19 protein-coding genes, 1 tRNA gene and 1 pseudogene are annotated in these 23,636 nt (G+C 70.0%); 17 read left to right on the forward strand and 4 right to left on the reverse strand.

From position 1 onward, the window contains the following. Position 1 precedes the first annotated feature (1 nt). From ATK36_RS19250 to ATK36_RS19265, 4 genes are all read left to right on the forward strand, one after another. Positions 2-166 (forward strand): DUF4244 domain-containing protein, encoded by a 165-nt coding sequence (locus ATK36_RS19250; RefSeq protein WP_098512813.1) that lies wholly within the window; start codon positions 2-4, stop codon positions 164-166. Next, positions 166-504: a TadE family type IV pilus minor pilin gene (locus ATK36_RS19255; RefSeq protein ID WP_098512814.1), complete on the forward strand. Its 339-nt coding sequence runs from the start codon at positions 166-168 to the stop codon at positions 502-504. The genes ATK36_RS19250 and ATK36_RS19255 overlap by 1 nt, the downstream gene beginning before the upstream one ends. Further along, positions 501-857: an Rv3654c family TadE-like protein gene (locus ATK36_RS19260; protein WP_098512815.1), complete on the forward strand. Its 357-nt coding sequence runs from the start codon at positions 501-503 to the stop codon at positions 855-857. The genes ATK36_RS19255 and ATK36_RS19260 overlap by 4 nt, the downstream gene beginning before the upstream one ends. A 531-nt stretch (positions 858-1,388) precedes the next feature. Beyond that, positions 1,389-2,009 (forward strand): bifunctional DNA primase/polymerase, encoded by a 621-nt coding sequence (locus tag ATK36_RS19265; protein WP_098512816.1) that lies wholly within the window; start codon positions 1,389-1,391, stop codon positions 2,007-2,009. A gap of 41 nt (positions 2,010-2,050) precedes the next feature. Here the strand turns inward: ATK36_RS19265 and ATK36_RS19270 are convergent, their stop codons facing one another. After that, the gene (locus ATK36_RS19270; RefSeq protein WP_098515006.1) at positions 2,051-4,840 is read right to left on the reverse strand and encodes a DEAD/DEAH box helicase; all 2,790 of its coding nucleotides are present in this window, start codon (positions 4,838-4,840) and stop codon (positions 2,051-2,053) included. Between the two features lie 311 nt (positions 4,841-5,151). Here ATK36_RS19270 and ATK36_RS19275 point away from each other — a divergent pair, with 311 nt between their 5' ends. The 3 genes from ATK36_RS19275 (at position 5,152) to ATK36_RS19285 (ending at position 8,924) form a co-directional block, all read left to right on the forward strand. Further along, positions 5,152-7,416: a sodium-translocating pyrophosphatase gene (locus tag ATK36_RS19275; protein ID WP_098512817.1), complete on the forward strand. Its 2,265-nt coding sequence runs from the start codon at positions 5,152-5,154 to the stop codon at positions 7,414-7,416. Between the two features lie 139 nt (positions 7,417-7,555). Then, positions 7,556-8,140 (forward strand): hypothetical protein, encoded by a 585-nt coding sequence (locus ATK36_RS19280; RefSeq protein WP_098512818.1) that lies wholly within the window; start codon positions 7,556-7,558, stop codon positions 8,138-8,140. A gap of 79 nt (positions 8,141-8,219) precedes the next feature. After that, positions 8,220-8,924, forward strand: coding sequence for a hypothetical protein (locus ATK36_RS19285; RefSeq protein ID WP_098515007.1), 705 nt, complete (start codon positions 8,220-8,222; stop codon positions 8,922-8,924). Positions 8,925-8,989: 65 nt separating this feature from the next. On the opposite strand, the gene ATK36_RS19290 is transcribed toward ATK36_RS19285, so the two are convergent. After that, the gene (locus ATK36_RS19290; RefSeq protein WP_098512819.1) at positions 8,990-9,805 is read right to left on the reverse strand and encodes a S1 family peptidase; all 816 of its coding nucleotides are present in this window, start codon (positions 9,803-9,805) and stop codon (positions 8,990-8,992) included. 315 nt (positions 9,806-10,120) lie between these two features. Between ATK36_RS19290 and topA the strand changes: the two genes are divergently transcribed. The 7 genes and pseudogenes from topA to ATK36_RS19320 all read left to right on the forward strand — a co-directional run bounded on the left by topA (position 10,121) and on the right by ATK36_RS19320 (position 19,877). Further along, on the forward strand, positions 10,121-13,027 hold the full coding sequence (gene topA, locus ATK36_RS19295) for a type I DNA topoisomerase (RefSeq protein WP_211291906.1): 2,907 nt from the start codon (positions 10,121-10,123) through the stop codon (positions 13,025-13,027). A 321-nt stretch (positions 13,028-13,348) separates the two neighbouring features. After that, positions 13,349-13,579 (forward strand): annotated as a pseudogene (locus ATK36_RS34435) (MFS transporter); the annotation flags it as partial. A gap of 133 nt (positions 13,580-13,712) precedes the next feature. After that, positions 13,713-13,949: a hypothetical protein gene (locus tag ATK36_RS33630; RefSeq protein ID WP_245914894.1), complete on the forward strand. Its 237-nt coding sequence runs from the start codon at positions 13,713-13,715 to the stop codon at positions 13,947-13,949. Between the two features lie 63 nt (positions 13,950-14,012). Further along, entirely contained in the window at positions 14,013-14,852 is an 840-nt protein-coding gene (locus ATK36_RS19305) for an ESX secretion-associated protein EspG (RefSeq protein WP_098512820.1), read from the forward strand. A gap of 919 nt (positions 14,853-15,771) precedes the next feature. Next, positions 15,772-16,377, forward strand: coding sequence for a hypothetical protein (locus ATK36_RS19310; RefSeq protein WP_245914896.1), 606 nt, complete (start codon positions 15,772-15,774; stop codon positions 16,375-16,377). A gap of 138 nt (positions 16,378-16,515) precedes the next feature. After that, positions 16,516-18,681 (forward strand): bifunctional MFS transporter/dTMP kinase, encoded by a 2,166-nt coding sequence (locus tag ATK36_RS19315; RefSeq protein WP_098512822.1) that lies wholly within the window; start codon positions 16,516-16,518, stop codon positions 18,679-18,681. After that, a complete protein-coding gene (locus ATK36_RS19320; protein ID WP_098512823.1) occupies positions 18,678-19,877 on the forward strand; it encodes a DNA polymerase III subunit delta' in 1,200 nt (399 codons plus the stop codon). The genes ATK36_RS19315 and ATK36_RS19320 overlap by 4 nt, the downstream gene beginning before the upstream one ends. Positions 19,878-19,921: 44 nt before the next feature. Here ATK36_RS19320 and ATK36_RS19325 read toward each other — a convergent pair whose 3' ends face one another. Beyond that, the gene (locus ATK36_RS19325) at positions 19,922-21,601 is read right to left on the reverse strand and encodes a hypothetical protein (RefSeq protein ID WP_098512824.1); all 1,680 of its coding nucleotides are present in this window, start codon (positions 21,599-21,601) and stop codon (positions 19,922-19,924) included. A gap of 138 nt (positions 21,602-21,739) precedes the next feature. Here ATK36_RS19325 and ATK36_RS19330 point away from each other — a divergent pair. Together ATK36_RS19330 and ATK36_RS19335 are read left to right on the forward strand one after the other, a co-directional pair. Next, positions 21,740-21,813 (forward strand) — tRNA-Thr (locus tag ATK36_RS19330). A 159-nt stretch (positions 21,814-21,972) separates the two neighbouring features. Continuing rightward, a complete protein-coding gene (locus ATK36_RS19335) occupies positions 21,973-22,410 on the forward strand; it encodes a hypothetical protein (RefSeq protein WP_211291907.1) in 438 nt (145 codons plus the stop codon). 51 nt (positions 22,411-22,461) lie between these two features. Here the strand turns inward: ATK36_RS19335 and ATK36_RS19340 are convergent, their stop codons facing one another. Then, positions 22,462-22,920, reverse strand: coding sequence for a GreA/GreB family elongation factor (locus ATK36_RS19340; protein WP_098515010.1), 459 nt, complete (start codon positions 22,918-22,920; stop codon positions 22,462-22,464). A 122-nt stretch (positions 22,921-23,042) separates the two neighbouring features. Between ATK36_RS19340 and ATK36_RS19345 the strand changes: the two genes are divergently transcribed. Next, a complete protein-coding gene (locus tag ATK36_RS19345; RefSeq protein WP_098512825.1) occupies positions 23,043-23,630 on the forward strand; it encodes a TetR/AcrR family transcriptional regulator in 588 nt (195 codons plus the stop codon). Positions 23,631-23,636: the final 6 nt, after the last annotated feature.

Consider the following 23,636-nt stretch of genomic DNA (forward strand, 5'->3'; position numbering starts at 1 on the left):
AATGCGGTTCCTGCCCGGAGACGAGGGCACCACCACTGCCGAATACGCGATCGGCACGGTGGCGGCGGCGTCCTTCGCCGTCGCCCTCTACCTCCTGCTCACCGGAGACACGATCTCCAAGTCACTGTCGGAGCTCGTGCAACGGGCACTGACCTTGGCCGGCTGATGACCGGTCGTCGCCGGGACGGTGGTTTCGTCACGGTGGAAGCCGCCCTGTGCTTGGGCGCACTCGCCGCCGTACTGGCGATCCTGTTGGCCGGAACGACCGCGGTGGCCGGGCACCTGCGTTGCCTCGATGCGGCAAGAGAGGCTGCCCGGCTCACTGCGGCTGGTCAACCGGGTGCAGCCGATGCCGTCGTGCGGACCATCGCACCGCACGGTGCTCGGCTGACCGTCCACCGCTCCGGCGACGGCCTCACCGCCGAGGTCACCACTGATGCGCTGGCCGCACTTCAGTTGAGTGCCAGCGCGTACGCCATTGCGGAACCGGGGGTGGCGCCGTGAGCCATTCTCGGGACACGGGCCTGGCCACCGTGTGGACGGCGCTCGCGGCAGTCGCGCTGGTCGGTGTCACGACGCTGGTCTGGTGGATCGGTGTCGCGATCACCGCCCGGCATCGCGTCGAAGCGGCGGCCGACCTCGGCGCGCTGGCTGCCGCCGCACACGCCGCCGACGGGCCGGCCGCAGCCTGCTCCCGCGCCCGCGAGGTGGCGGATCAGGAGAAGGCCACCGTGACCAGTTGCCGCTGGCACGATCGAGACGCCTTCATCGAGGTGCGGTCCGCAGTCACCCCGATACCCGGCCTGCCACCCCCGACCGCCCGTGCTCGGGCCGGTCCGGTCGGCTTGCCGCCCTGACCGGTCGGCGTTTCGGCCTGCGCGAAAGGTGGGTAGCGGCCCAAGCATCCCGGCTTGTGCCAGGTGAGCGGCCTGGCCGGCGGCGGCGCGGACACCCGGCCCGGTGTCCTGTTCAGGGCACGGTGGGCTCGGTGACCGTTCGTCGGCGGGCACGGTGATCGGTCGACAGGTTGTGCACGGATGTCGGCGGTGCGTGGTGCACCGATCACCGCACGGATAGCGCGAGCAGCGGTCGCCAGCGCGCGGCGAACGGTTGAAAGTGCAGGTCAGAAAGGAGTTCCCCAGGAGTAGAGCGGTGTCGCCGTCCTGGTTCGGAAGGCGGGGCCGGCGGGACGAGCGGTGGGGTCGGCGACCGGTGATCGTGTCCATTTATCGGCCGGACGGTGCGCTACTTGGCGTTCATCGCGCGTTGACTGCCGGTTGCCGCGCAGGGCTTCCGCGCAATGTGCAACTTGCCGTTAAGTGAGACGTGCGCCACCACGGCCCCCGATCCGGGCGGCGCGACGACCGGAACTTGAAGGCAGGAATGCAATGTTGGACGCGAATTGGCCGGACAGCTGGCGGAGCGCCTTCCGCATCGAACTGCGTGCGGAGGCGATCGGCCTCGCGTGGCGTGGCTGGCCGGTGCTCCCGGGGGCGACCCCAGCGCCGATCACCGGTGAGGGGGACGATCTGACCTGGCGGCGGCCGGTGCCGGTGCACGAGAACTGGCGCGAGCTCGTCGGCACGCACGCCCACGAAGCGGCGGGCTGGTTCACCGACCGCACGCACAGCCTGCTCGTGGCCACCGGCACCGTGGTGGACGCGATCGAGGTCGACCAGGAGCTGGGCAAGCGCGCCGCCCGGCTGCTGCGGGCGGCGGGACACCCGGCGCCGATCGCCGCGATGCCGAACGGCCGGTGGCTGTTCCTCACCACCCCCGCCGACCGGATCCCCGCCGAACTGGCCGAGCTGGTCTCGGTGCAGTGGCACGGTGCCGGCAGCTACATCCCGCTGCCGCCCTCGCCGTTCCAGCACGGCGTGGTGCACTGGCGCGTGAAGCCCGAGGTGTGCGGCTGGCAGCTGCCGGACGCCACCGAGGCGCACGACGTCCTCGTTCGCGCACTCAGCATCGAGCGGGTTTCCCAGCTGGTCGAGACCACGGCTGCCTGACCGGTCCCCATCGGCAAACCGCACACCACAACCGAAGAGTTTCACGTACCACCGTGGCCGCACTTCTCCCCGTGCTGACGCAATGCCCCGAGCACGGTTCCCAGTACGGCCACCGCCCCCGCCTTGTCCAGTGGATCGTTGCCGTTCCCGCACTTCGGCGACTGAACACAGGACGGGCAGCCCGTCGGGCACTCGCAGGAGACGATCGCCTCCCGCGTAGCGGCCAGCCACGGGACAATCGCGGCATAACCGCGGTCGGCAAACCCCGCACCCCCGGGATGCCCATCGTGCACGAACACCGTCGCCTCCCCGGTGTCCTCGTGCCACGCGGTAGACACCCCGCCGATGTCCCAGCGGTCGCACGTAGCGAACAGCGGTAGCAGGCCGATCGCCGCGTGCTCGGCGGCATGCAGGGCACCGGGGACGCGTGCCGGGATCAACCCGGCACCCCCCGGTGCTCTGCCTGCAATCCCGGTCCCCACCGGTATTCCGGCTTCGGTCCCCGCCGGGTGCATCTTGGTCTCCGCTCGATGCGCCCCGGCCTCCGCCTCCGCCTCCGCCTCCGCCGGGTGTACCTCCGCGCCCCCCGAGTGCGCCTCGATCTTCACCCGATGCACCTCGATTTCCGTCGGGCGCGCTTCGGTCTCCACTGGATGTGCCTCGATCTCCGCGGGGCGCGCCTCGATCTTCACCGGATGCGTCTCGGTTTCCGTCGGGCGCGCGTCCGTCCCCACCGGATGCAACTCGGTCCCCACCCGGTGTGCCTCGGTTCCTGTCGGCTCTCCGGCTTCCTCGTCAGCCGCCGGTCGCGAGTTCCCCGTCCGGACCGGGCGCGCCTCAGTCCCCGCCGGTTCCCCCGCTTTCACCGTGGCTCCCGAGCCTTCGGCCCCGGCCACACGCTCTCCCGTCCCCACGGCGCAGCCACTTCCCGGCGGTGACTCCAGAAGCTCGGCGGACACCGTGTACCAGACCGCGCGCGTCTGCAGCCGCTGTTCCGGAAGGTCCAGCGCGGTATGGTCCAGCACCTCGCCGGACGGGCGGCGCCGCAGGTAACCGACGACCTGGGACGTCACCGCCACCTCGCCGAGGGACACCGTCACACCGTGGTGGTGGCATTGACGTTCCGTGCTCAGCACCGTGATGTCCACTATCTCGCGAGGCGAGGTGTTCCAGTCCGGATCCTCCGCGTGCACCAAGGCCAGCGCGGTTTCCAGGTCCAGCTCGTCCACCACATACGACGAACCCTGATGCAAGTACACCGCGCCCGGATGCACGGCGAAGCAGGCCGAGCCGGGGTCCACGGTGCCGAGCATCCGCCCCGAGTCCGCTTCTACCACGGCGATCTGGTCGCCGCCGGAGCCGCGGATGCCTACCTCGGCGTGCGGGCGGTCGCGGGAAGTCCAGTACCAGCCGCTGGTTCGCCTGCGCAGCAACTTCTGTTCCGCCAGCTCGGCGAGCGCCGCGCGGGCCGCGGGGCCGCCGAACACCGCCAGTTCCGGTTCGGTCAGCGGGAGTTCGGCGACGGCGCAGGCCAGCTGCGGACCCAGCACGTACGGGTTCGCCGGATCCAGCACCGCCGTCTCCACCGGACGCTCCAGCAACGCCTGCGGATGGTGCACCAGGTACGTGTCCAGCGGATCGTCCCGGGCGACGAACACCACCAGCGCCTCGTCACCCGACCGGCCGGCGCGCCCGGACTGTTGCCAGAACGACGCCAGCGTGCCCGGGTAACCGGCCAGCACCACCGCGTCGAGACCGGCGATGTCGACGCCGAGCTCCAGCGCGTTGGTGGTGGCCACGCCGAGCAACCGGCCGGACAACAGCGCCTGCTCCAGCTCCCGGCGCTCCTCGGGAAGAAAGCCGGAACGATACGCCGCAACGGTTTCCGCCAAGGAAGGGTCCACTTCGGACAGCAGGCGCCGGGCGCCGAGCGCGGTGAGTTCCGCACCCCGCCGGGAACGGACGAAGGCCAGCGAGCGGGCGCCCTCCACGACCAGTTCGGTCAGGATCCGCGCGGCCTCCGCACCGGCAGGCCGGCGGACCGGGGCGCCGTTCTCTCCGCTGAGCTCCTCGATCAGCGGCGGTTCCCACAACGCGATGGTGCGGGCCCCACGAGGCGAGGCATCCTCGGTGACCGCCGAGCATGGCAGACCGGTAAGCCGGGACGCGAATTCCGCGGGGGCGGCGGCGGTGGCCGAGGCCAGCACGAAAACCGGTGACGCCCCGTAGTACTGCGCGACGCGGCGCAACCGCCTGAGCAGCAGCGCGACGTGTGAGCCGAAAACGCCGCGGTAACTGTGGCACTCGTCGACCACTACGTAGCGCAATCCGCGGAAGAACTGGGTCCAGCGCGAATGCGCGGACAGAATGCCGCGGTGCAGCATGTCGGGATTACTGAACACCCAGTTGGCGTGCGCGCGAACCCAATCGCGCTCCGTGACCGGGGTGTCTCCGTCGAAGGCCGCCGCACGCACCCTTGGGATGTCCAAAGTGGACACCGAACGCAGCTGGTCGGCGCCGAGCGCCTTGGTCGGCGCGAGGTACAGCGCGGTCGTCTGCGCGTCCCTCGTCAGCTCGGACAGCACTGGCAGCTGGTAGGCCAGCGACTTGCCGGACGCCGTGCCGGTGGAGATCACCACATGCCTGCCCGCGTGGGCCAGGCAGGCCGCTTCGACCTGGTGTCGCCAAGGATTGCCGACTCCCGCCGCGGTGCACGCGGCCACCACCTCCGGCGCCGACCACTCCGGCCACGGCGCGAACCCGGCCGCGCGTGCGGGCATCCGCGCGACGTGCGTGACGGGATTCTCCGATGCCGGAATCCCGGCCGTCACCCGGTCCAGCAGCTTCCGCCCGCGCTCGCCAACCACGTGCCGAAGCTTCGCACAGAGCACCGACAGAAACCGATCCGATCGACTTGGTGATCAATAACACAATGTCACGGAACGTGCTGCCCCCGGGACGCGTTGCGAGGCGCTGGAGCAATACCAATAGACTCCCGCAATCCACACCCTCTGTGGTGAGCGTCATGTGAGTCGTACGTCGCAGTGCGACTAGCGTGTCGTTCGGCACAGATCCATGCCAGCGCAGGCACGCCGGGTACGACGGGTCCGCTCTGGCCAAACGGCGTTTCCCAGGAGGACGAATGTCCCGGCAGTTCCTCGCGGAGGGCGGCCTCACGCTTTCCGGGGGTGGCTACACCATCGTCGGTGTGGTCGCCGTGGTCGCCCTTGTCGCACTGGTCATCGGTTACGTCCTGCTCAAAGAGGTGCTGGCCGCCGGCCAGGGCACCGCGAAGATGCAGGACATCGCGAAGGCAGTGCAGGAAGGTGCGGCCGCATACCTGAAGCGACAGCGCAACACCCTCGCCATCTTCGGCGTCGTGGTGTTCCTGCTGCTGTTTGCGCTCCCCGCCGACGACTGGAACGAGCGGATCGGCCGGTCGATCTTCTTCCTGATCGGCGCGGTGTTCTCGTTCACCATCGGCTACCTCGGCATGTGGCTGGCCACGCAGGCGAATCTGCGCGTCGCCGCGGCCTCGCGCGAGGAGGGCGGCCGCGAGATCGCCATGCGCGTGGCGTTCCGCACCGGTGGCGTGGTCGGCATGATCACCGTCGGCCTCGGCCTCTTCGGTGCTGCCGTGGTGGTGCTGGTCTACACCGGCCAGGCGCCGAAGGTGCTGGAGGGCTTCGGGTTCGGCGCCGCGCTGATCGCCATGTTCATGCGGGTCGGCGGCGGCATCTTCACCAAGGCCGCGGACGTCGGCGCGGACCTGGTCGGCAAGGTGGAGCAGGGCATCCCGGAAGACGACCCGCGCAACGCCGCGACGATCGCGGACAACGTGGGCGACAACGTCGGGGACTGCGCCGGCATGGCCGCGGACCTCTTCGAGTCCTACGCGGTGATGCTCGTCGCCGCGCTGATCCTGGGCAGCTCCGCGTTCGGCGCGTCCGGCCTGATCTTCCCGCTCATGGTGCCCGCGATCGGGGTGATCACCGCGGTGATCGGCGTCTACATCACGAAGGCGCGCAGCGGGGAAGGCGGTCTCGTCACGATCAACCGCTCGTTCTACATCTCCGCGGTGATCTCCGCCGTTCTGTCGGCCATCGCCGCGTTCGCCTACCTGCCGAGCAGCTTCGCCGAATTCGGCGACGCGTTCGGGGGCACCGCGGGAAACCCGGCGGTCATCGCGACCGTTTCGGTGATCATCGGCATCGTACTGGCGGCGGTCATCCTGAAGATCACCGGCTACTACACCGGCACCGAGTACAAGCCCGTCAAGGACGTCGGCAAGACCTCGGAAACCGGTCCGGCCACAGTGATCCTGTCCGGTATCTCGGTCGGTTTCGAGTCCGCGGTCTACACCGCGCTGGTGATCGGCGCCGCGGTGTTCGGTGCCTACCTGCTGGGCGGCGGCGTCGCGCTGTTCGCCGTGGCGCTGGCCGGTACCGGTCTGCTGACCACGGTCGGCGTCATCGTCGCGATGGACACCTTCGGCCCGGTCTCGGACAACGCGCAGGGCATCGCCGAGATGTCCGGTGACGTGGACGAGAAGGCCGCGGGCATCCTCACCGAACTCGACGCGGTCGGCAACACCACCAAGGCGATCACCAAGGGCATCGCGATCGCCACCGCGGTGCTCGCCGCGACTGCTCTGTTCGGGTCGTATTCGGACGCGATCACGAAGGCCGTCGGCACCACGGGTTCGTTCGTCGCGAACATCGCCAGCCCGCCCACCCTGGTCGGCGTGATCATCGGCGCGGCCGTGGTGTTCCTGTTCTCCGGGCTGGCGGTCAACGCGGTGTCGCGGGCGGCAGGCGCGGTGGTGTACGAGGTGCGCCGCCAGTTCCGCGAAATCGCCGGGATCATGGAGGGGACCACGCGGCCCGAGTACGGCCGGGTCGTGGACATCGTGACCCGCGATTCGCTGCGGGAGCTGGCCACGCCGGGTCTGCTCGCGGTGTTCGCGCCGATCGCGGTCGGTTTCGGCCTCGGCACCGGCGCGCTGGCCGGGTATCTGGCCGGCGCGATCGCCACCGGCACTCTGATGGCGATCTTCCTCGCCAACTCCGGTGGTGCCTGGGACAACGCGAAGAAACTGGTGGAGGACGGCAATCACGGTGGCAAGGGCTCGGCCGCGCACGACGCGACCGTCATCGGCGACACCGTGGGCGACCCGTTCAAGGACACCGCCGGTCCGGCGATCAACCCGTTGATCAAGGTCATGAACCTGGTTTCGGTGCTGATCGCGCCCGCCGTGGTCACGCTGTCGATGGGCGGCGGTGCGCACACCACCTGGCGGATCGTGATCGCGCTCGTGGCGGTCGCGGTGGTGGCGGCGGCGATCGTCGTGTCCAAGCGGCGCGGCACGGTCATCGCGGATACTCCGGCTCCGGCCAACGCGGTCTGAGTCGTTACTCCATCCGGGCCCGGTGCGCTACGGCGTGCCGGGCCCGGTTCGTGTCCACCGGCCGGGCGTGAGTTGCATCCGTCCGGCGGGTCGGTACGGTCGGGGCGTTCTGGGCTTCGAGTGGCGGGGAGGTGTTCGGGTGCGGCCGCGGTGGACCGTCCTTGCCGCGCTGGCAACGGGAATCGGGATCGGTCTGGCGGGTTGCGGGCAGCCGCCCGCACCGGCCGAGCCGCACGCGGGCGGACAGTCGGACCCGGCGAGCGGCGCCGACCCGGCGGCCGGCTGGGCGGACGGGTATTGCACGGCGGTCAGCCACCTCGTGCGCACGCTGGCCGGCCTGCCGGAGATAGATCCGAGTTCCCCGCTACAGGCGGCCCGGACCGCCAGCAAACTTCTCTCGTCGGTGGTGGACGGAATCGATCGGACGATCGCCGGGCTGGACCGGGTGGGACCGCCTCCGCTGTCCGGCGGTGAGACCGCGCGTGCGGAGCTGCTCGGCGAGTTCGCTTCAGTGCGTGCCCGCGCTGACGGCGTTCGCCGCCGCCTCGACTCGGCCGGCGGGGCCGACGCGTCCCGGGCGGCGCTGGGTGAAGCCCGGTCGGTGATCGATGCGGTCAGCAGGCTGGATGTGCTGAAGGGACTCGATGCCACACCCGAGCTGACTGCCGCGGGCAAGCGGGCGAGGGGGTGCCAGCAGCTCGTGGTGCCGCCGGCGCCGAGCTGACCGCCCTTTCGGGTGCCGGCGAAAAAGACACCCGTGTGACGCTCGCCTCCAATCGAACTTGTGTTCTATCATGATCGGTGTGGATCGGACGATCTCGCTGTTCTCGGCGGAGGCGACCGGACCGGGGCTCGCGGACCTGGCCGGGTTGTTGTGCTGTCAGGGGCAGATCACCGGCTTCGGGCGCACCGCGGCCCGGCTGACGGTGGTGGTCGAGCAGGCGTGGCGGGCTCGGGTGCTGGCGCGCGAATGCCGTGGCCGGGGTGCCGATGCGCAGGTCGCGGTGGCCGACTGCGGGCGGCCGCAGGTGCGCACGTCGTTCCGGGTCGACCTGCTGGGGCTCGCCGACCGATGGCTGCGGCCGGGGTGCACCGGTCCGGCCGAGCAGGATTCGGGCAAGGCCGTGCCCGGCGGGTTCCGGCTGAGCGGCGCGATGCTGCGGATGTGGGCACTCGCCGCCGGTCGTCCGGAGCCCGGTGGATACCTGCTCGGGCTCGACCCGATGGCGCCACTGATGCATGAGGAGCTGGCGGCAGCGCTCGCTCCGCTCGGAGTGCAGGCGCGGCTGCTCGGGCCGAAGGCCGAGGCGCCGGGCCTGCGGGTCACCGGGCGGCGTCGGCTCGATGGGCTGCTGGAATTGATCGGAGAGGCGCCTGCCGGTGCCGAGGACGTGTGGCCGGAGTTGCCGCCGGTCGGTGAGCGCCGTCCCGTCCGGACCGAGGGTGAGCCGCGCCGCGCCGGCCGGGAAGAGAGTCCTCTTCAATACTTACTGGAGGCTGTGGGGTAGCTGGATTAGAGAAAAGGCCCTCCCCGGCGGTTATGCCGGACAGGGCCCCTTCGCGGGACGCGGGGTTACGGCTTCGGCAGCGTGCAGCCCGGCCGGTTGAGGTCCACTTCGCCGGCCGCGGTGAGACAGGCGGGAATACCGTAGGTCTCCTCGCCGTACTTGGTACCGGCGTGCACGGTGATGTTGCCGGACTCGTCGACCTCGCACGCGTTGTTCAACGTGCAGCGCTCGCCGTTGTCGTTGGACGTGTTGTTCACGCCGATGACCTTGCCGGTCGCGTGGTCCTCGATGGGCGAACCGGACGTGCCACCGATCGTGGTGCAGCCGGGGGTGTAGCGGATGGAGTCCTGCCACACCCAGCCGTTCTCGCGAAGCTCGGGTACGAAGCCGTCGACGCTGCAGGAGTAGGTCTTCTTCCAGTAGCCGGAGACGACGTCGATGGCCGTGCCCGCTTTCGGGTGGCTGTCGACCAGTTCGAGCGGGGCGACGCCGTACTTGTCCTTGATCCCGGCGTAGCTGTCGGTGAGCTGGTAGAGCGACACGTCGGTGCCGGTCATGGTGGCGTAGAGGATCTTCTTCGCCTTGACCGTGCCCGCCGAACTCTGCCCGTCCGGGGACCGCAGGTCGAACGTGCGGCCGGAGGCCTGGCCGGTGATCACCTGGCCCGGCTTCATGAAGCCGGACTCCAGGCAGTGCCCGTTCGACAGCACGAGCGCGGGCGCGTCCAGCGGCGTGGTGGCCGGTTTGACCACCGAGCCGGAGCAGTTGGACAGCGCCACGGTGCCCGAGAACGAGGTCGTCGCCGCGCTTGCCGCCGGGGCGCCGGCCAACGCGAACACAGCTGCGGTGGCGATCGCGCCACCGAGCAGACGTCGAGTCATGAAGATTCCTTTCGGCAGGTGGGCATAGTAAGTGAAACCTTGGCGACGCGGGGCGCGCCACTGTCGAACGAAGGGGTATCCATTGCGTGACCGGTTACCCTGCACGGCACGTGTCCGACATCACGTGCTAGGTGTGGAAAGGAAACATCGCCGAGGTCAGTGGCGATCCGACGGGCAGGGGCCCGCCGGTGGATCCGGGCACCTCTGCGCTGCACAGCCGCCGGGGACGTGCACACTGACAGGTCGAGACGCGGGCGCAGAACCCCCGGAGCGGGGAGAGAGTGCCGCCGCCGGCGCAGAGGCGACGGCACGGAGATGAGTGGAGAGCAGGACAGCGTGGCAGGAGCACGGACCAAGAAGAGCGACGCCGGGGGCAACGGCGCCGGCCGCCGTCGGCTGGTGATCGTCGAATCGCCGACCAAGGCCCGCAAGATCGCCCCCTACCTCGGCGGCAACTACGTCGTCGAGTCCTCCGTCGGGCACATCCGCGACCTGCCCCGCGGTGCCGCCGACGTGCCCGCGCAGTACAAGGGCGAGTCCTGGGCCCGTCTCGGCGTGGACATCGACAACGACTTCAAGCCGCTGTACATCGTCACGCCGGACAAGAAGTCCAAGGTCACCGAGCTGAAGGGCCTGCTCAAGGACGTCGACGAGCTCTACCTCGCCACGGACCCCGACCGCGAGGGCGAGGCGATCGCCTGGCACCTGCTGGAGACGCTCAAGCCCAAGGTGCCGGTGCGCCGGATGGTCTTCCACGAGGTCACCGAGCAGGCCATCCGCGCCGCCGCGGACGCCACCCGGGAGCTGGACGCCGACCTGGTCGACGCGCAGGAGACCCGCCGCATCCTCGACCGGCTGTACGGCTACGAGGTCTCGCCGGTGCTGTGGAAGAAGGTCATGCCGAAGCTCTCGGCGGGCCGCGTGCAGTCCGTGGCGACCCGGATCGTGGTCGAGCGGGAGCGCGAGCGGATGCGCTTCACCTCGGCGTCGTACTGGGACATCTCCGCGACCATGAACGCCGGTCCGGACGCGGCTCCGCGGAACTTCCCGGCGCGGCTGGTCTCGGTGGACGGCGCGCGCCTGGCCACCGGCCGTGACTTCGACTCGAACGGGGAGCTCAAGGGCTCCGGCAAGGACATCCGCGTGCTCGGCGAGGCCGACGCGCAGGCCTTGGCGCAGGCGCTGCGCGAGCGGGACTTCAAGGTCGCGAGCGTCGAGGAGAAGCCGTACTCGCGCAAGCCGTATCCGCCGTTCATGACCTCGACGCTGCAGCAGGAGGCCGGCCGTAAGCTGCGCTTCACTTCCGAGCGCACCATGCGCGTCGCGCAGAAGCTGTACGAGAACGGCTACATCACTTATATGCGTACCGACTCGACCACGCTGTCGGAGTCGGCGATCTCGGCCGCGCGAAGCCAGGCGACGCAGCTGTACGGCAAGGAGTTCGTCTCGCCGTCGCCGCGGCAGTACACGCGCAAGGTGAAGAACGCACAGGAGGCACACGAGGCGATCCGTCCGTCCGGTGAGGTCTTCCGCACCCCGGGCCAGGTCGCGAGCGAGCTGGACACCGACGGGTTCCGGCTGTACGAGATGATCTGGCAGCGCACCATCGCGTCGCAGATGGCGGACGCGAAGGGCACCACGATGTCGGTGCGCATCGTCGGTACCGCCACCTCCGGCGAGGAGTGCACGTTCGCCGCTTCCGGCCGCACGATCACCTTCGCCGGCTTCCTGAAGGCCTACGTCGAGGCCGTCGACACCGAGGCGGGTGGCGAAGCGGACGACAAGCAGAGCCGGCTGCCGGTGCTGGTCAAGGATCAGGGCCTGACCGCCGACGAGCTGTCCGCGGACGGGCACAGCACTTCGCCGCCCGCGCGTTACTCCGAGCCGAGCCTGGTGAGCAAGCTGGAGGAGCTGGGCATCGGCCGCCCGTCCACCTACGCCTCGATCATCAAGACCATCCAGGACCGCGGCTACGTATGGAAGAAGGGCTCCGCGCTGGTGCCCTCGTGGGTCGCGTTCGCCGTGGTCGCGTTGATGGAGCGGCATTTCGAACGCCTGGTGGACTACAACTTCACCGCCGGCCTCGAGGACGAGCTGGACCGCATCGCCAACGGTGACGAGCACCGCGCCGAGTGGCTGTCGAAGTTCTACTTCGGCGGCGATCTCGGCGTGGAGGGCTCGGTCGGCCGGCTGGGCGGGCTGAAGAAGCTGGTCGATGGCAGCGTCGAGGGCATCGACGCGCGGGAGATCAACTCCATCCCGATGTTCAGCGACGCCGAGGGACACCAGGTCGTGGTGCGCGTCGGCCGGTACGGCCCGTACCTCGAAAGGGAGGTCAACGGCGAGTCGCAGCGCGCGAACCTGCCCGAGGATCTGCCGCCGGACGAGTTGTCGCCGGAGATCGCGGAAAAGCTGTTCGCCACTCCGCAGGAGGGCCGGGTACTGGGCACCGACCCGGTCAGCGGACACGAGATCGTGGCGAAGGAAGGCCGCTTCGGCCCGTACGTCACCGAGCTGCTCCCGGAGCCGGAGCTGCCCGAGGACGCCACTGCGGCGCAGAAGAAGGCAGCGAAGGCGAAGCTGCCGAAGCCGCGTACGGGCTCGCTGTTCAAGGCCATGTCGGTCGAGACGATCACTCTCGACGAAGCGCTGAAGCTGCTGTCGCTGCCGCGCGTGGTGGGCAAGGACCCGGAGTCGGGCGACGAGATCACCGCGCAGAACGGGCGGTACGGGCCATACCTCAAGAAGGGCACGGACTCGCGGTCGATCCAGACCGAGGATCAGTTGTTCTCGATCACGCTCGAAGAGGCGCTGAAGATCTATTCGGAGCCGAAGCAGCGTGGCCGGTCGGCAACGGCGCGTCCGCCGCTCAAGGAACTGGGCGAGGACCCGGTTTCGGGCAAGCCGATGGTGGTCAAGGACGGCCGCTTCGGTCCGTACGTGACCGACGGCGAGTTCAACGCGACGCTGCGGAAGACCGACAGCATCGAGGAGCTGACGGCTGAGCGTGGCGCCGAGCTGCTGGCGGAGAAGCGTGCCAAGGGGCCGGCGCCGAAGCGTAAGGCGCCTGCGCGCAAGACCGCCGCGGCGAAGTCGACCACCAAGACTGCGGCTGCCAAGACCACGACGGCCAAGTCCACCACGGCGAAGACCACGGCGAAGTCGCCGGCGGCCAAGAAGGCGCCCGCGAAGAAGGCGAGCAGTACGGCGAAAGCCAAGTAGATCCGTTTCGAAGGGCCATCCGGATGCCAGGGTGTCGGCAAAGTCGGTGTGGAGGGGCCCTGCGCAGCTGCGGAGGGCTGTGAAGGGCCCCTTCACGGACTCTGAGTCCGTCAGGGGCACCCTCACAGCCCCGAAACCGGTCGGGCAGCCACGGCTCTCTCTGCTGATCACGGGCCCTCGACCAACTTTGCCGGGCCCTCCCGTCCGGATGGCCCTTCGCATGTTCAGGGGGGCCGGGTGGAAGAAGCGCGGCGCGCGCGAATAGCGGTTTCAGTGGTATTCGCGGTGTGCGGAGCCGCTTTCGCTTCGTGGGCCGCACGCGTGCCCGCAGCGCAGGCGAAGCTCGGTCTCAGCGAGGGACAGCTGGCGGTCGGTGTTTTCGGGCTGGCAGCGGGTTCGGTGGTCGCGCTGTTGGCCGCGGGTCCGGTGCTGACGAAGATCGGCAGCCGGCGTGGAGTGGTTTGCGGCGCCACTGTGCTGTGCGCGGGGCTCCCGCTTGCTGCGTTCGCTCCGGATCTGCCGTTGTTCGTTGCCGCTCTCGCTGTGCTCGGAGTCGGCAACAGCTTGCTCGACGTGTCCATGAACGCGCACGCTGCGCGCGTCGAAGAGGCGTACGGGCGGCCGATCTTTGCCGGATTCCACGCGTTCTGGAACATCGGCCGTGGCCGGGCTCGGGGTGTCCGCGATGGTCCCGCTCGCGTGGAGCGCCGCCGGGCGCAAACAGCCGGAGGCGCCGGGGCGGGCGATCGCGGCCGTGGCGGCCTGCGGGTACCTCGGTTTCCTCGCCGGACCGGCGCTGATCGGGCCGCTGTCCGGCGGGATCGGGCTGCACTGGACGTTCGCGGTGGTCGGTGCCCTGCTGGTGACCGTGCACTTCCTGGCGCCGTCGATGCGGGCCGCCGAACCGGTGCGGCCGGGCTGACCGGCGCGGTCGTCGCCCCTCCGGGTGATTCGAACACAGGTTCGAGAAAATCTCGGTCCCAGGGTGTTCAATGCAGGGGTGAGCAGTTCCGCACCTGTCGTCTTCGACGTCATCGACCAGGTCATCGAACCGCTGCGCGCCGAGGTGCCGCAGCGGCCTTCGGTGATGGAGTTCTACGACCCGCACTTCGAGGTACCACCGGTGCTGGCCGGGCCGGAGCGGCCGGCACCGGAGCCGAGCCTCGCGGAGGTCCGGCAGTCGTTCGGGCCGCTGCTCGGCGCAGCGCTGGCCGAGGAGGCGGAGCAGTACATCCGGTTCGTCGGCGGGATGACCGCGCTGGGGCTGGCCACCGATGGCGAGGTGACGGCCGAGGCGCTCGGGCTGTACCGGGTGCTGCGCGGCGGGTTCATCCGGGGCGTGGTCACCGGGGTGTTCCCGGCCGACCGGGAGCCGTGGGAGGTGCGGTTCTTCGGCGATGCGGACTACACCACGGTGATGACCAGGGCGGGCCGCCGTGCGCGGCTGCGATCCGGCCTGCTGAGCGCGCTGCCCGGGTGGGTGTTCGACGGCCTGCCCGACCGTGCGCCCGGCCCCGGCCCGGCGGTCCGGATCGAGACCGACCGCAGCGGGCTGGTCCCGTCGGCGGCCTGGGGCGAGCTGGACGTGATCCGCTCCGCGGCCGCCCGCCCCCGTCAGGGCACGGTGCTGGTCGACCTCACCGTGCGCGAGGCGGTGCTGGCCGAGTACCCGCACGGCGCGTTCGGACTGGTGGACAACGACCAGGGCCGCTACCAGTTCCGGGCGGCCCCGCTTCCGGGCGGCGGCTGGACGATCACCTGGACACCGGCGACCCGCAGCACCGCGGAGGCCTGGATCGTCGAGGCGGTGCGCAGTCATGCGTGATCGTGATGGGGGTGTTGCGGCCGGGCAGGGGCGGGTTTGGGTCAGGGGTGAGTGGAGATGCTGGTGAGGGGCTGGGCTGAGGTGAGTGGGTTGCTGCTGGGAGGCGGGTCGATGTGTCCAGGGGAGGAGGGGTGTCCAGCGCGCGAGCGACGGTAAGTGGGTATGTCGACGGAGGTGAGCGAGTCTGCTGATGGGAGGTGCTGAGCGGCCGGGATACCGATCGGTTCGGTGAGCGTGATGTGGCGGTGGACAGAGGCGGTGAATGGGGTGGCGAGCGTCCCCACCGGCTCGCGTGTGGCGAACGAGCCGGTACCGGCACCACTCGCCCGGACGTAGCCGCCCGGCGATGCTTCAGCGAGTGACTTTGCTCCGCATCGCTTATGGCGAAGGAGTCTGCCTGCCGCGACCTGCAGGGAATAGTCTCGCTCAGCATGGCTTGTGGCAGACGGTCCCGGCTGGCGTCGCTGGTGGTGAGCGGCCTCGCCCGGCATTGCTTGTGGTGGATGACCGCCCGGCGCTGCTTTAGCGGCTGACCTTGCCCTGCATCGCTTATGGCGAAGGGCCGCCTGCCGCCAGTTGAGGAGAGTCGCCCCGCCCAGCATCGCTTGCGGCAGACAGCTCCGCCCGGCGCCGCTGGTAGCGGGCGGCCCGCCCGACGTCGCTTGTTGCGGACGGTCCCGCCCGGCGCCTCGGCGGTGGCCCGCTCGACGTCGCTTGTCACCGACGACCTGTCCGGCGCCGCCGGTGGCGACCAGGGCCGTCCGCCACCACTGTGTGATGCCGGAGGTGGTCCCGCGGGCACGGAGTGTGCCCGGCCGGGCGCGTCCGTCGCAGTAGGCTGAGGCCATTGGGTGGATGCGAGTGTGGGCAGTCTCGCCGATACTGGACGTGGCGGGCATTCCGTAGTGAGGTGGTCACCATGAGCACGAGCGATGGGGCGCCTTTCTTTCCGCCCCCCGCCCCGGAGTCCGATCGGGATGGCACGCTTTCCGGCGATTTCGTCGGGGAGCGGTTCTCCGATCCGCTGTCCGGGCTGGTCACCGGCGGCAGCGGCGGGGCTGCCCGGGCCGGGGAGTTCGGGCCGCTGCCCACTGCACGGCCGGTGCAGCACGATCCGGACGCGGTCAAGCGCATGGTGGAGGCCGCGCTCGAGGAGGAGTCGAAGAAAGGTGTGCGGAGTTCGATCTCCGATTCGGCCGCCTTCGAACGACCCGATCGGGTGCCGCTCGGGCTGTTGCCGCGGCAGCGGACCTGGCCCAGCCGGGCGCCGCAGCTGCTGAAGAACCTGCCGCGGCCGAAGCTGAAGCAGGTCGCCGAGGTCGCCGACGACGACATCGAGGAAGAGCTGGCCGAACGGCAGGTCCGGCGGCGTGGGCTGCCGGCCATCAGCATGCCGGCCATGGGCCGCCCCTCGACCAGCACCGCGGGTGTGGTGCTCGCGTTCGTCCTGTTGATCGTGTTCGGAATTGTCGCAATCGAGATGATTGCGAGCCTGGTCAGCAGTCTGGGCGAGCTGTTCGGCTGAGCCCGCATCCCCCGTACGACACCCGGGCCGGTTCCGCGGCCACCCCTGCTCCGGCGCTACCCTGGCGACACGGTCGGGGGATCCGCAAGGGTCGCCCGGCGCCGCCGTGACGAGTGGGGTGGGCATATCAGCGAGGGCATACGGTCGTTGCCCGGAGCCGGTCCGGGTGGGTCGAGCGGGGCTCCGGCGTCCACGATCCACCGGGTCCGCCGGGTGCTGGCGATCAAACCGTTCCGCAGACTGTGGGGCGTCACGTACCTGTGCAGCGTCGCCGACTGGCTGAACCTGCTGGCCCTGACCAGCCTGAGCACCAAGCTCCTGGACAACTACACCGCGCAGAACTTCGCGTTCGTCGGCGTGGTCGTGACCAGCCTGCTGCCGGGCCTGCTGTTCGCCCCGGTCGGCGGATTGCTGGCGGACCGGTTCGACCGGCGCAAGGTCATGGTCGTCTGCGACCTGCTGCGGTGCGGTTTCCTGCTGTCGATCGCCATCGTCGGCGCCCCGTGGTGGCTGTTCGTGGCGAACTTCCTGGTCGGCTGCAGCTCGATCATGTGGATTCCGTCCAAGGACGCCGCGGTGCCGAACCTGCTGCGCCGCCCGGACCAGGTGGAGACCGCCAACCAGCTCGGCCTGGTGATGACCTACGGCCTCGCGGTGATCACCGCGGCCGGGGCCAACGCGCTGATCCTCGGCATCAACTCCACGTTCCACCTGTTCCAGGGCGCGACCGCGGACCTCTACATCGCCAAGATCGTCGTGGTCATCACCGGTCTGCTGTACCTGACCAGCGGCGTCCTCGTGGCCACCCGGATTCCCGAGCTGTCACTGCGCGACGTGCACGCCACTCCCGAGAAGAAGGCCGAGAAGGCCGCCGAGGAAAAGCTCGGCCTCGGCGCCATGATGCGCGACGGTTTCCGGTTCGTGCGCACCACGCCGCTGGTGCGCGGGCTGCTGATCGGCGCGTTCGGGGCTTTCGCCGCGGGCGGTGCGGTGGTGGCTTCGGCCAAGCCGTACTCCTCGTCGTTGCTCGCCGGCGACGCTGCGTTCAACCTGCTCGTGCTCTCCGTCTTCCTCGGGCTCGCCACCGGGATGGCAGTGGCGCCGAAGCTCGCCCACCGGCTTCCGCACGACCGCCTGTTCGGCATTTCCATCGTCGTGGCCGGGCTTTCCCTGCTGGTGGTGGCATTGTCGCCGCACCTGGCGATCTCGCTGGTCGCGGTGGCGCTGGTCGGGGTCTGCGCGGGTACCGCGTTCCTCACCGGCGTCACGATCATCGGCTCCCGCGTGGAAGACGCGATCCGCGGGCGGATCAATGCGATCTACCAGACGATGCTGAAAGTGGTGCTGGCCGGCGCCACCGTGGTCACGCCGGCGCTGATCGGCCTGGTCAGGCCCCGGCAGGTCACCGTGTGGGGCGGCCCGATCACCATCGACGGCACCCGCCCGGTGATGCTCGGCGCCGCCGCGCTGGCCGTGCTGCTCGGAGTGGTCGCCTACCGGCAGATGGACGACCGCCGCACCGAAAAGATCTTCGCCGACCTGCGCAACGCACTGCGCCGGACTCCGCGGCGCGTCAACGGCTACCTGATCGCGCTTGAAGGCACCACCGCGATCAACACCGGAGAGCAGGCCGCTCGCCTGGTCCGCTGGCTGGACACCGGCGTACGCCCGGTGGTCCGGTCTGCCGATCCCGCGCTGGCCGAACGCCAGTTCACCACGCTGGTTTCCGAGGCCTCGCTGTCCGGCGCGCGGGCACAGGCGCTGGTCGCCGCAGCGGTGCGGGCCGATCTGGTCGAGCGGGAGATTCAGCCGGCGCTGGACGCCGGATCCGTCGTGGTGATGGAACGCTTTGCCGACTCACCGCTCGCGGCGGTGTCCGCGGTCGGCGGTCTCGACAGTGCCGAGCTCGAAGGGATCACCGACTGGGCGACCGGACGGCTGCGCCCGGACCTCACCGTGCTGCTGGACACCGCGTCCGGCAACCAGAATCCCGACGATTCGAAGCTGTCGCCCAGCGAGCAGTGGCGGATGCAGAAGCTGCTCGCCGACATGGCCGCCGCGGACCCCGACCGTTACGTGGTGATCGACGCGGACGGGACCGACGACGAGATCGCCGAGCGCGTGCGCGTCGCGGTCCAGGCGGTGTTCGTGGGGCGGCTGTCCAGCTTCGCGCCGAAGGAAGCCGCAGTCGCGAACCAGCCGGCACCGTACGCCGTTCACGAAGCCGCGGCTGCCGCAGACGTCGCCGAGGCCACCGCGGCGGAAGCCGAGGAGCGCGTAGCGTCCGAAGCGGAGGCGAAGTGACCGCGCCGATCGGCGTTTGGGCGGGTTTGATCGGGCAGGAACCGGCAGCGGAGACGCTCTCCACTGCGGCGGCCGCGGCAGCGAAGATCGTCGCGCGAGAGCCTGTGGCGCCGGCTGCGATGACGCACGCGTGGCTGCTGACCGGCCCACCTGGGTCCGGGCGTTCGGTCGCCGCGCGCACCTTCGCCGCGGCGTTGCAGTGCAGCACCGGTACCGGCTGCGGTGCGTGCCCGGGTTGCCGCACCACGATGGCCGGTACGCACGCGGACGTACGGCTCGTCGTTCCCGAGGGCCTGTCGATCTCCGTCGCCGAGATGCGCGCGTTGGTGCAAGCCGCAGCGCGACGGCCGACGACCGGTGAATGGCAGGTCGTGATCATCGAAGACGCCGACCGCCTCACCGAAGGCGCGTCGAATGCGTTGCTGAAGGCCGTCGAAGAACCGCCGGAGCGCACGGTGTTCCTGCTCTGCGCACCGTCGGACCATCCGGAGGACGTGTCGGTCACGATCCGCTCGCGGTGTCGGCTGGTGCCGTTGCGGACCCCGCCCGCGGCAGCGATCGCGCAGGTCCTCGTCTCGCGGGACGGCGTCGATCCCGAGCGTGCGCAGTGGGCAGCGGCGGTGTGCAACGGACATGTCGGCCGCGCGCGCCGGCTCGCGACCGACGAAGCCGCTCGGCACCGGCGGGACACCGTGCTGCGGATCCCGCTCGGCCTCCGCCGTCCTGGGGACGTCTTCACCAGCGCGGACCAGCTGATCAGCGCGGCTGAGGCGGATGCGGGCGAGGAGAGCAAAAGCCGCGACGAATCCGAACGCTCCGAGCTGCGTACCGCGATGGGCGGTGACGGCACGGGAAAGGGCGTCGCCGGTGCGAAGCGGGCCGCCGAAGCCGCGGTGAAGCAGCTCGAAAAGCGCCAGAAGTCCCGCGCCACGCGTACCCAGCGCGACACTCTCGATCTCGCCTTGGTGGACCTCGCGGGCTTCTACCGCGACGTGCTGGTCACGGCTTCCCATGCCGGAGCCACGCTCACCCACCCCGACCACGCCGACGCCATCGCGTCCGCCGCTTCGGCATGGACCCCGGAGTCGACCTTGAGGCGGCTCGAAGCCGTTCTGGAGTGCCGCGAAGCGATCGGGCTGAATGTGAAGCCGCGGATCGCCGTGGAAGCCATGGTCACCACACTTCGCCAAGGCTGACTCGTGAGTGGTGAGACCGGGGGACGGTCTCACCACTCACGAAGTCAGTCGCGTGGGAACGGTGACGGCTTGAAAGGCTTTGGCTCGCCGGGATTCCTGTGCGACACCAGCGCGGGCCTGCGACGGTTCGGGAACGCAGCCACCATGACCACACCGAGCAACAGCAACGCGGTACCGGTCCAGAACAACGGCACAGTTGCGTACGCAGTGCCCGTGTAGGCGAGGTGCTTCGCCGGGGCGGCCGGCGCTTGGCCACCAGCGTTCGGAGCGGGAGTCGTGCTACCGCACACCACGCCACCCGTCGGCGCGTACGCGCGCGCCACCTGCTCGCCCAGCGAAAGCTGCGCCAGCGACGAAGGCAGCTTGTCGCCCGCGTCCTTCGGCAACAGGCTCTTCAGCCGTTCCGTGGGCAGCACCTGGAGGTCGAACAGCCGCGCGGAGGCACCCAGCTGGTAGCCCTTGAACGGCGTGGTCGCCTCGGACTGCTTCTGCTCCAGGTTCGCGATGCTCAGCCGCAGCACGCCGAGGTCGAGCACTTTGTTGGTGGTGTCGGACAACTGCTTGAGGCCCTGCGTCGCCGTGGCGACCAGGCCGCCGACCACCGGCACGTTGTCGAGCGCGCCGAACTGGTCGCTCAGCGGCGACAACGGCAGGCCGATCGGGATGTCCTGTGTCGGGTTCGCCGCGTCGAGGGTGTACAGCGTCTTGCCGCCGGCCGAGATGGTCAGTACCGGTGCCTGGTACTCGACTTTCGACGTCTTCGCGTCGCCGGTCGAGGTCACCGTGAGCGTCGGCTGGCTGACCACCTTGAGCTCCAGTTCGAGCGGGGTGCCCTTGAGGATCTGGAGGTCCGCGCCCTGCAGCGTCGAGACCGACTGCACGGCCTTGTTCTTCGACCCCGGGATGTCGACGAGCTTCACCTGCGAGTGTGACGAGAGCGTGTTCGGCAGGCTGAGCAGCGAACCGGCGCCGCCCGGCTGGGCCTTCTCGCCCCCGGACAGCAGGCCGCCAAGACTCTGCAGCCCGCTCGCCGGATCGAACCCGGTGGCCAGCTTGTCGGTGGACGGTAGGTTCAGCCCGCCTCCGCCGAGCAGCGGGACCTGCGGCAGCGTCGGGATGACGTTCAGCAGCGAGAGACTGGCCACCGACGTGCTGGCGTCGGAGATCGTGCCGACGCACGGGCCGAGCGTGTCGCTCCAGCGCGCGTGCGCGCTGCCGTTGAGCAGCCCGACGTTCAGCAGCGGATTCGACGGTGCGTTGAGCCCGCCGGTGATCTCCTTGGGGTTGTCGGGCAACGCTGTCTGCGTGAGGCTGCCTGGCACCTGTGGCGCCTGCCCGCCCACCGCGAGCCCGAACGGCGAGGACTGCGCGATCGACTTCTCGTAGCTGAGGTAGGCCTCCGAATTCGCGGACGCGCTGGACAGGCCCATCCCGGCCTCCAGCGCGGACTGCTTCGGCAGCTGCTGGCCGAAGCCGGGGAGGATGGTCCCCGTGGTCACCGAGTTCGGCAGCAGCCGCAACACCCCGAGCGCGGTACCCGCGTCCCCGACAGCGTGCCCGAGCGGCTGCGGCTCGTTCGGCACCGACGCGGGTGGCTGGCCCGGGCTCCCCGGCTGAGGGATCGGCGTGGTCGGGATGTCCTGCGCACCCGCCGGACCCGCGCTGAGCAGCACCAGGGCCGCGGTGACGGGGACGGCTACCGCCCGAGGCAGTTTTCGCCGCATGTGCCGAATCCTCCAGATGGTGTTCGGGGGCCGGAATTGAGACCGAAGTCATAGGAGCCTAACGACGCGGCCCCCGGAAGGTGACGCGCCGGGCTCCGCTACACTGATGCCCGTCGCACGGCTCCACCACCGCGACACGCCGCCTTAGCTCAGTCGGCCAGAGCGATTCACTCGTAATGAATAGGTCGGGGGTTCGATTCCCCCAGGCGGCTCTCGAATCAGGCCCTGTCCGGAGATTTCCGGACAGGGCCTGAGTGCATTCGGTGCGCGGTTCTCCTCGCGGATGACCGGGCCACGATCGGCCAACTGGCCGGGCTACCCGAGCCGGAAGGCCGATGGCGGCGTCCGTTCGCCTGGCTTGACTCGAGGATATGCAGAACATGGTGCGCAAGATGGCCGTCGCGGGTGCGGTGGTGGCGGTGACCGCGGTGTCCGGGTGCGGGCTCCGTGAGGCGATCATCGAGCAGGGGAACGGGCATGCGAAGGCGGTTTCCTACGAAAGCGGGCTCGAGGGCAAGAACGATGCCGACGCGAAGTTGCCGGGGTGGGTACCGGACGGGGCGCGGCAGGTCGTGGAGGTCATCCGCACCACGGGCACCGAGCGGATTCTGAAGTACCGGCCCGAGGGGACAACGCTGCCCGCCTTGTGTACTCCCGGCAATGCCGAGGCCGCGCCGCCGACGCTGACCGCGGACTGGTGGCCGGCCGGGGAGCACAAGCGCACGGACAAGGTTTGCGACGGCTGGCATGTCGCGATCGAGCAGGGCGCGGTCTACGCCTATCGCGCCGAAAGTCTCCTCGGAAACTGAACGAGGGCCGCCCGCGCACTGCCGGGGCGGCCCTCGTTCAGTCCTTTGTGGTCAGTCCTTCGGCGGGGTCAGTTCCAGCACGGTCACCGTCGTGTGGCCGCGCGGCGTGCGGTAGGTGACTTCGTCGCCGGCCTTCGCGCCGACCAGGGCGAGGCCGAGCGGGCTGTCCGAGGTCACCGAATCGACATCTTCGCCCGGGAGGGTGACCACGGTGAACACTTCCTTGTCCCCGTCGGCGAACTGCAGCGAAACCCGCGTGCCGTCGGGAAGCAGCGAGCTGTCGTACGCGCCGTGCTCCAGTTTCGCGGACACGTCGGCGATCTGCCGTTCCAGCCGGGCGGCGGCCTCCGCACGGTCGATCACGTCGGCCTGGTCGGCCGCGTCCCCGGTGCGCTCCTGTTCACCCGGCTGCGGGGCGAGCGCCGCCCGTTGCGCGCGTAGATCGGCTATTTCCTTTTCCAGCTGACGGCGTGCCGCCTCGCTGAGCCCCTTGTCCCCTGAGATCACCATGCCGGGCATTCTCCGCCGCGCGGAGCGGGGTGGCCAATCCGGTTTTTCACCCTACGGGGGCGGCCGGGACATCTGCCCTAGAATTCGGGCCTGCCGTCCTGGACCCCGTAACGAGGATCACCGTGAGTGCCGTACCCGGCCGCAGCGCCCAGCTGTCGCCCAATCAACTGCAGAAGCAGGACCAGATCGTCGAGGCCGCCCGGGTGGTGCTCGCCAGGGACGGGCTCGCCGGCTGCACAGTACGCGCGATCGCGGACGCCGGGCCGCTCACCAAGAGCGCGATCCACTACTACTTCGCCGACATCGACGTACTGATCGACCGGGCGATGGCCGCGCACGTCAACACCTTCGCCGCCCGGCTGCGCACGGTCGGCGAAGAGCACGAGGACCCGCGCGCCCGATTGTTCGCGGTCACCGAGGCCTACCTGCGCGAATTCGCCGAACGGCCGGGTGGCGCGTTCCTCTGGTTCGAGTACTGGATCGCGGCCGGGCGAGCACAGCACCCCCAGGCGATCGACGCGATGCTCACCTCGATCACCGAGCCGCTGGTGGAACTGCTCGTCCCGCTCGACGTGGACGATCCCCGCGCCCGTGCCCGCGCGCTGCTGAGCTACCTGCTCGGCGCGGTCGTGCAGCAGCGGGTGCGGCCGCGTCCGTTCGCCGGGTTTCGCGGGGACATCGAAGCGCTCTGCTTCGCCGGATATCGCTGACGCCGC

It is taken from the genome of Amycolatopsis sulphurea, assembly GCF_002564045.1.
GTDB lineage: Bacteria > Actinomycetota > Actinomycetes > Mycobacteriales > Pseudonocardiaceae > Amycolatopsis > Amycolatopsis sulphurea.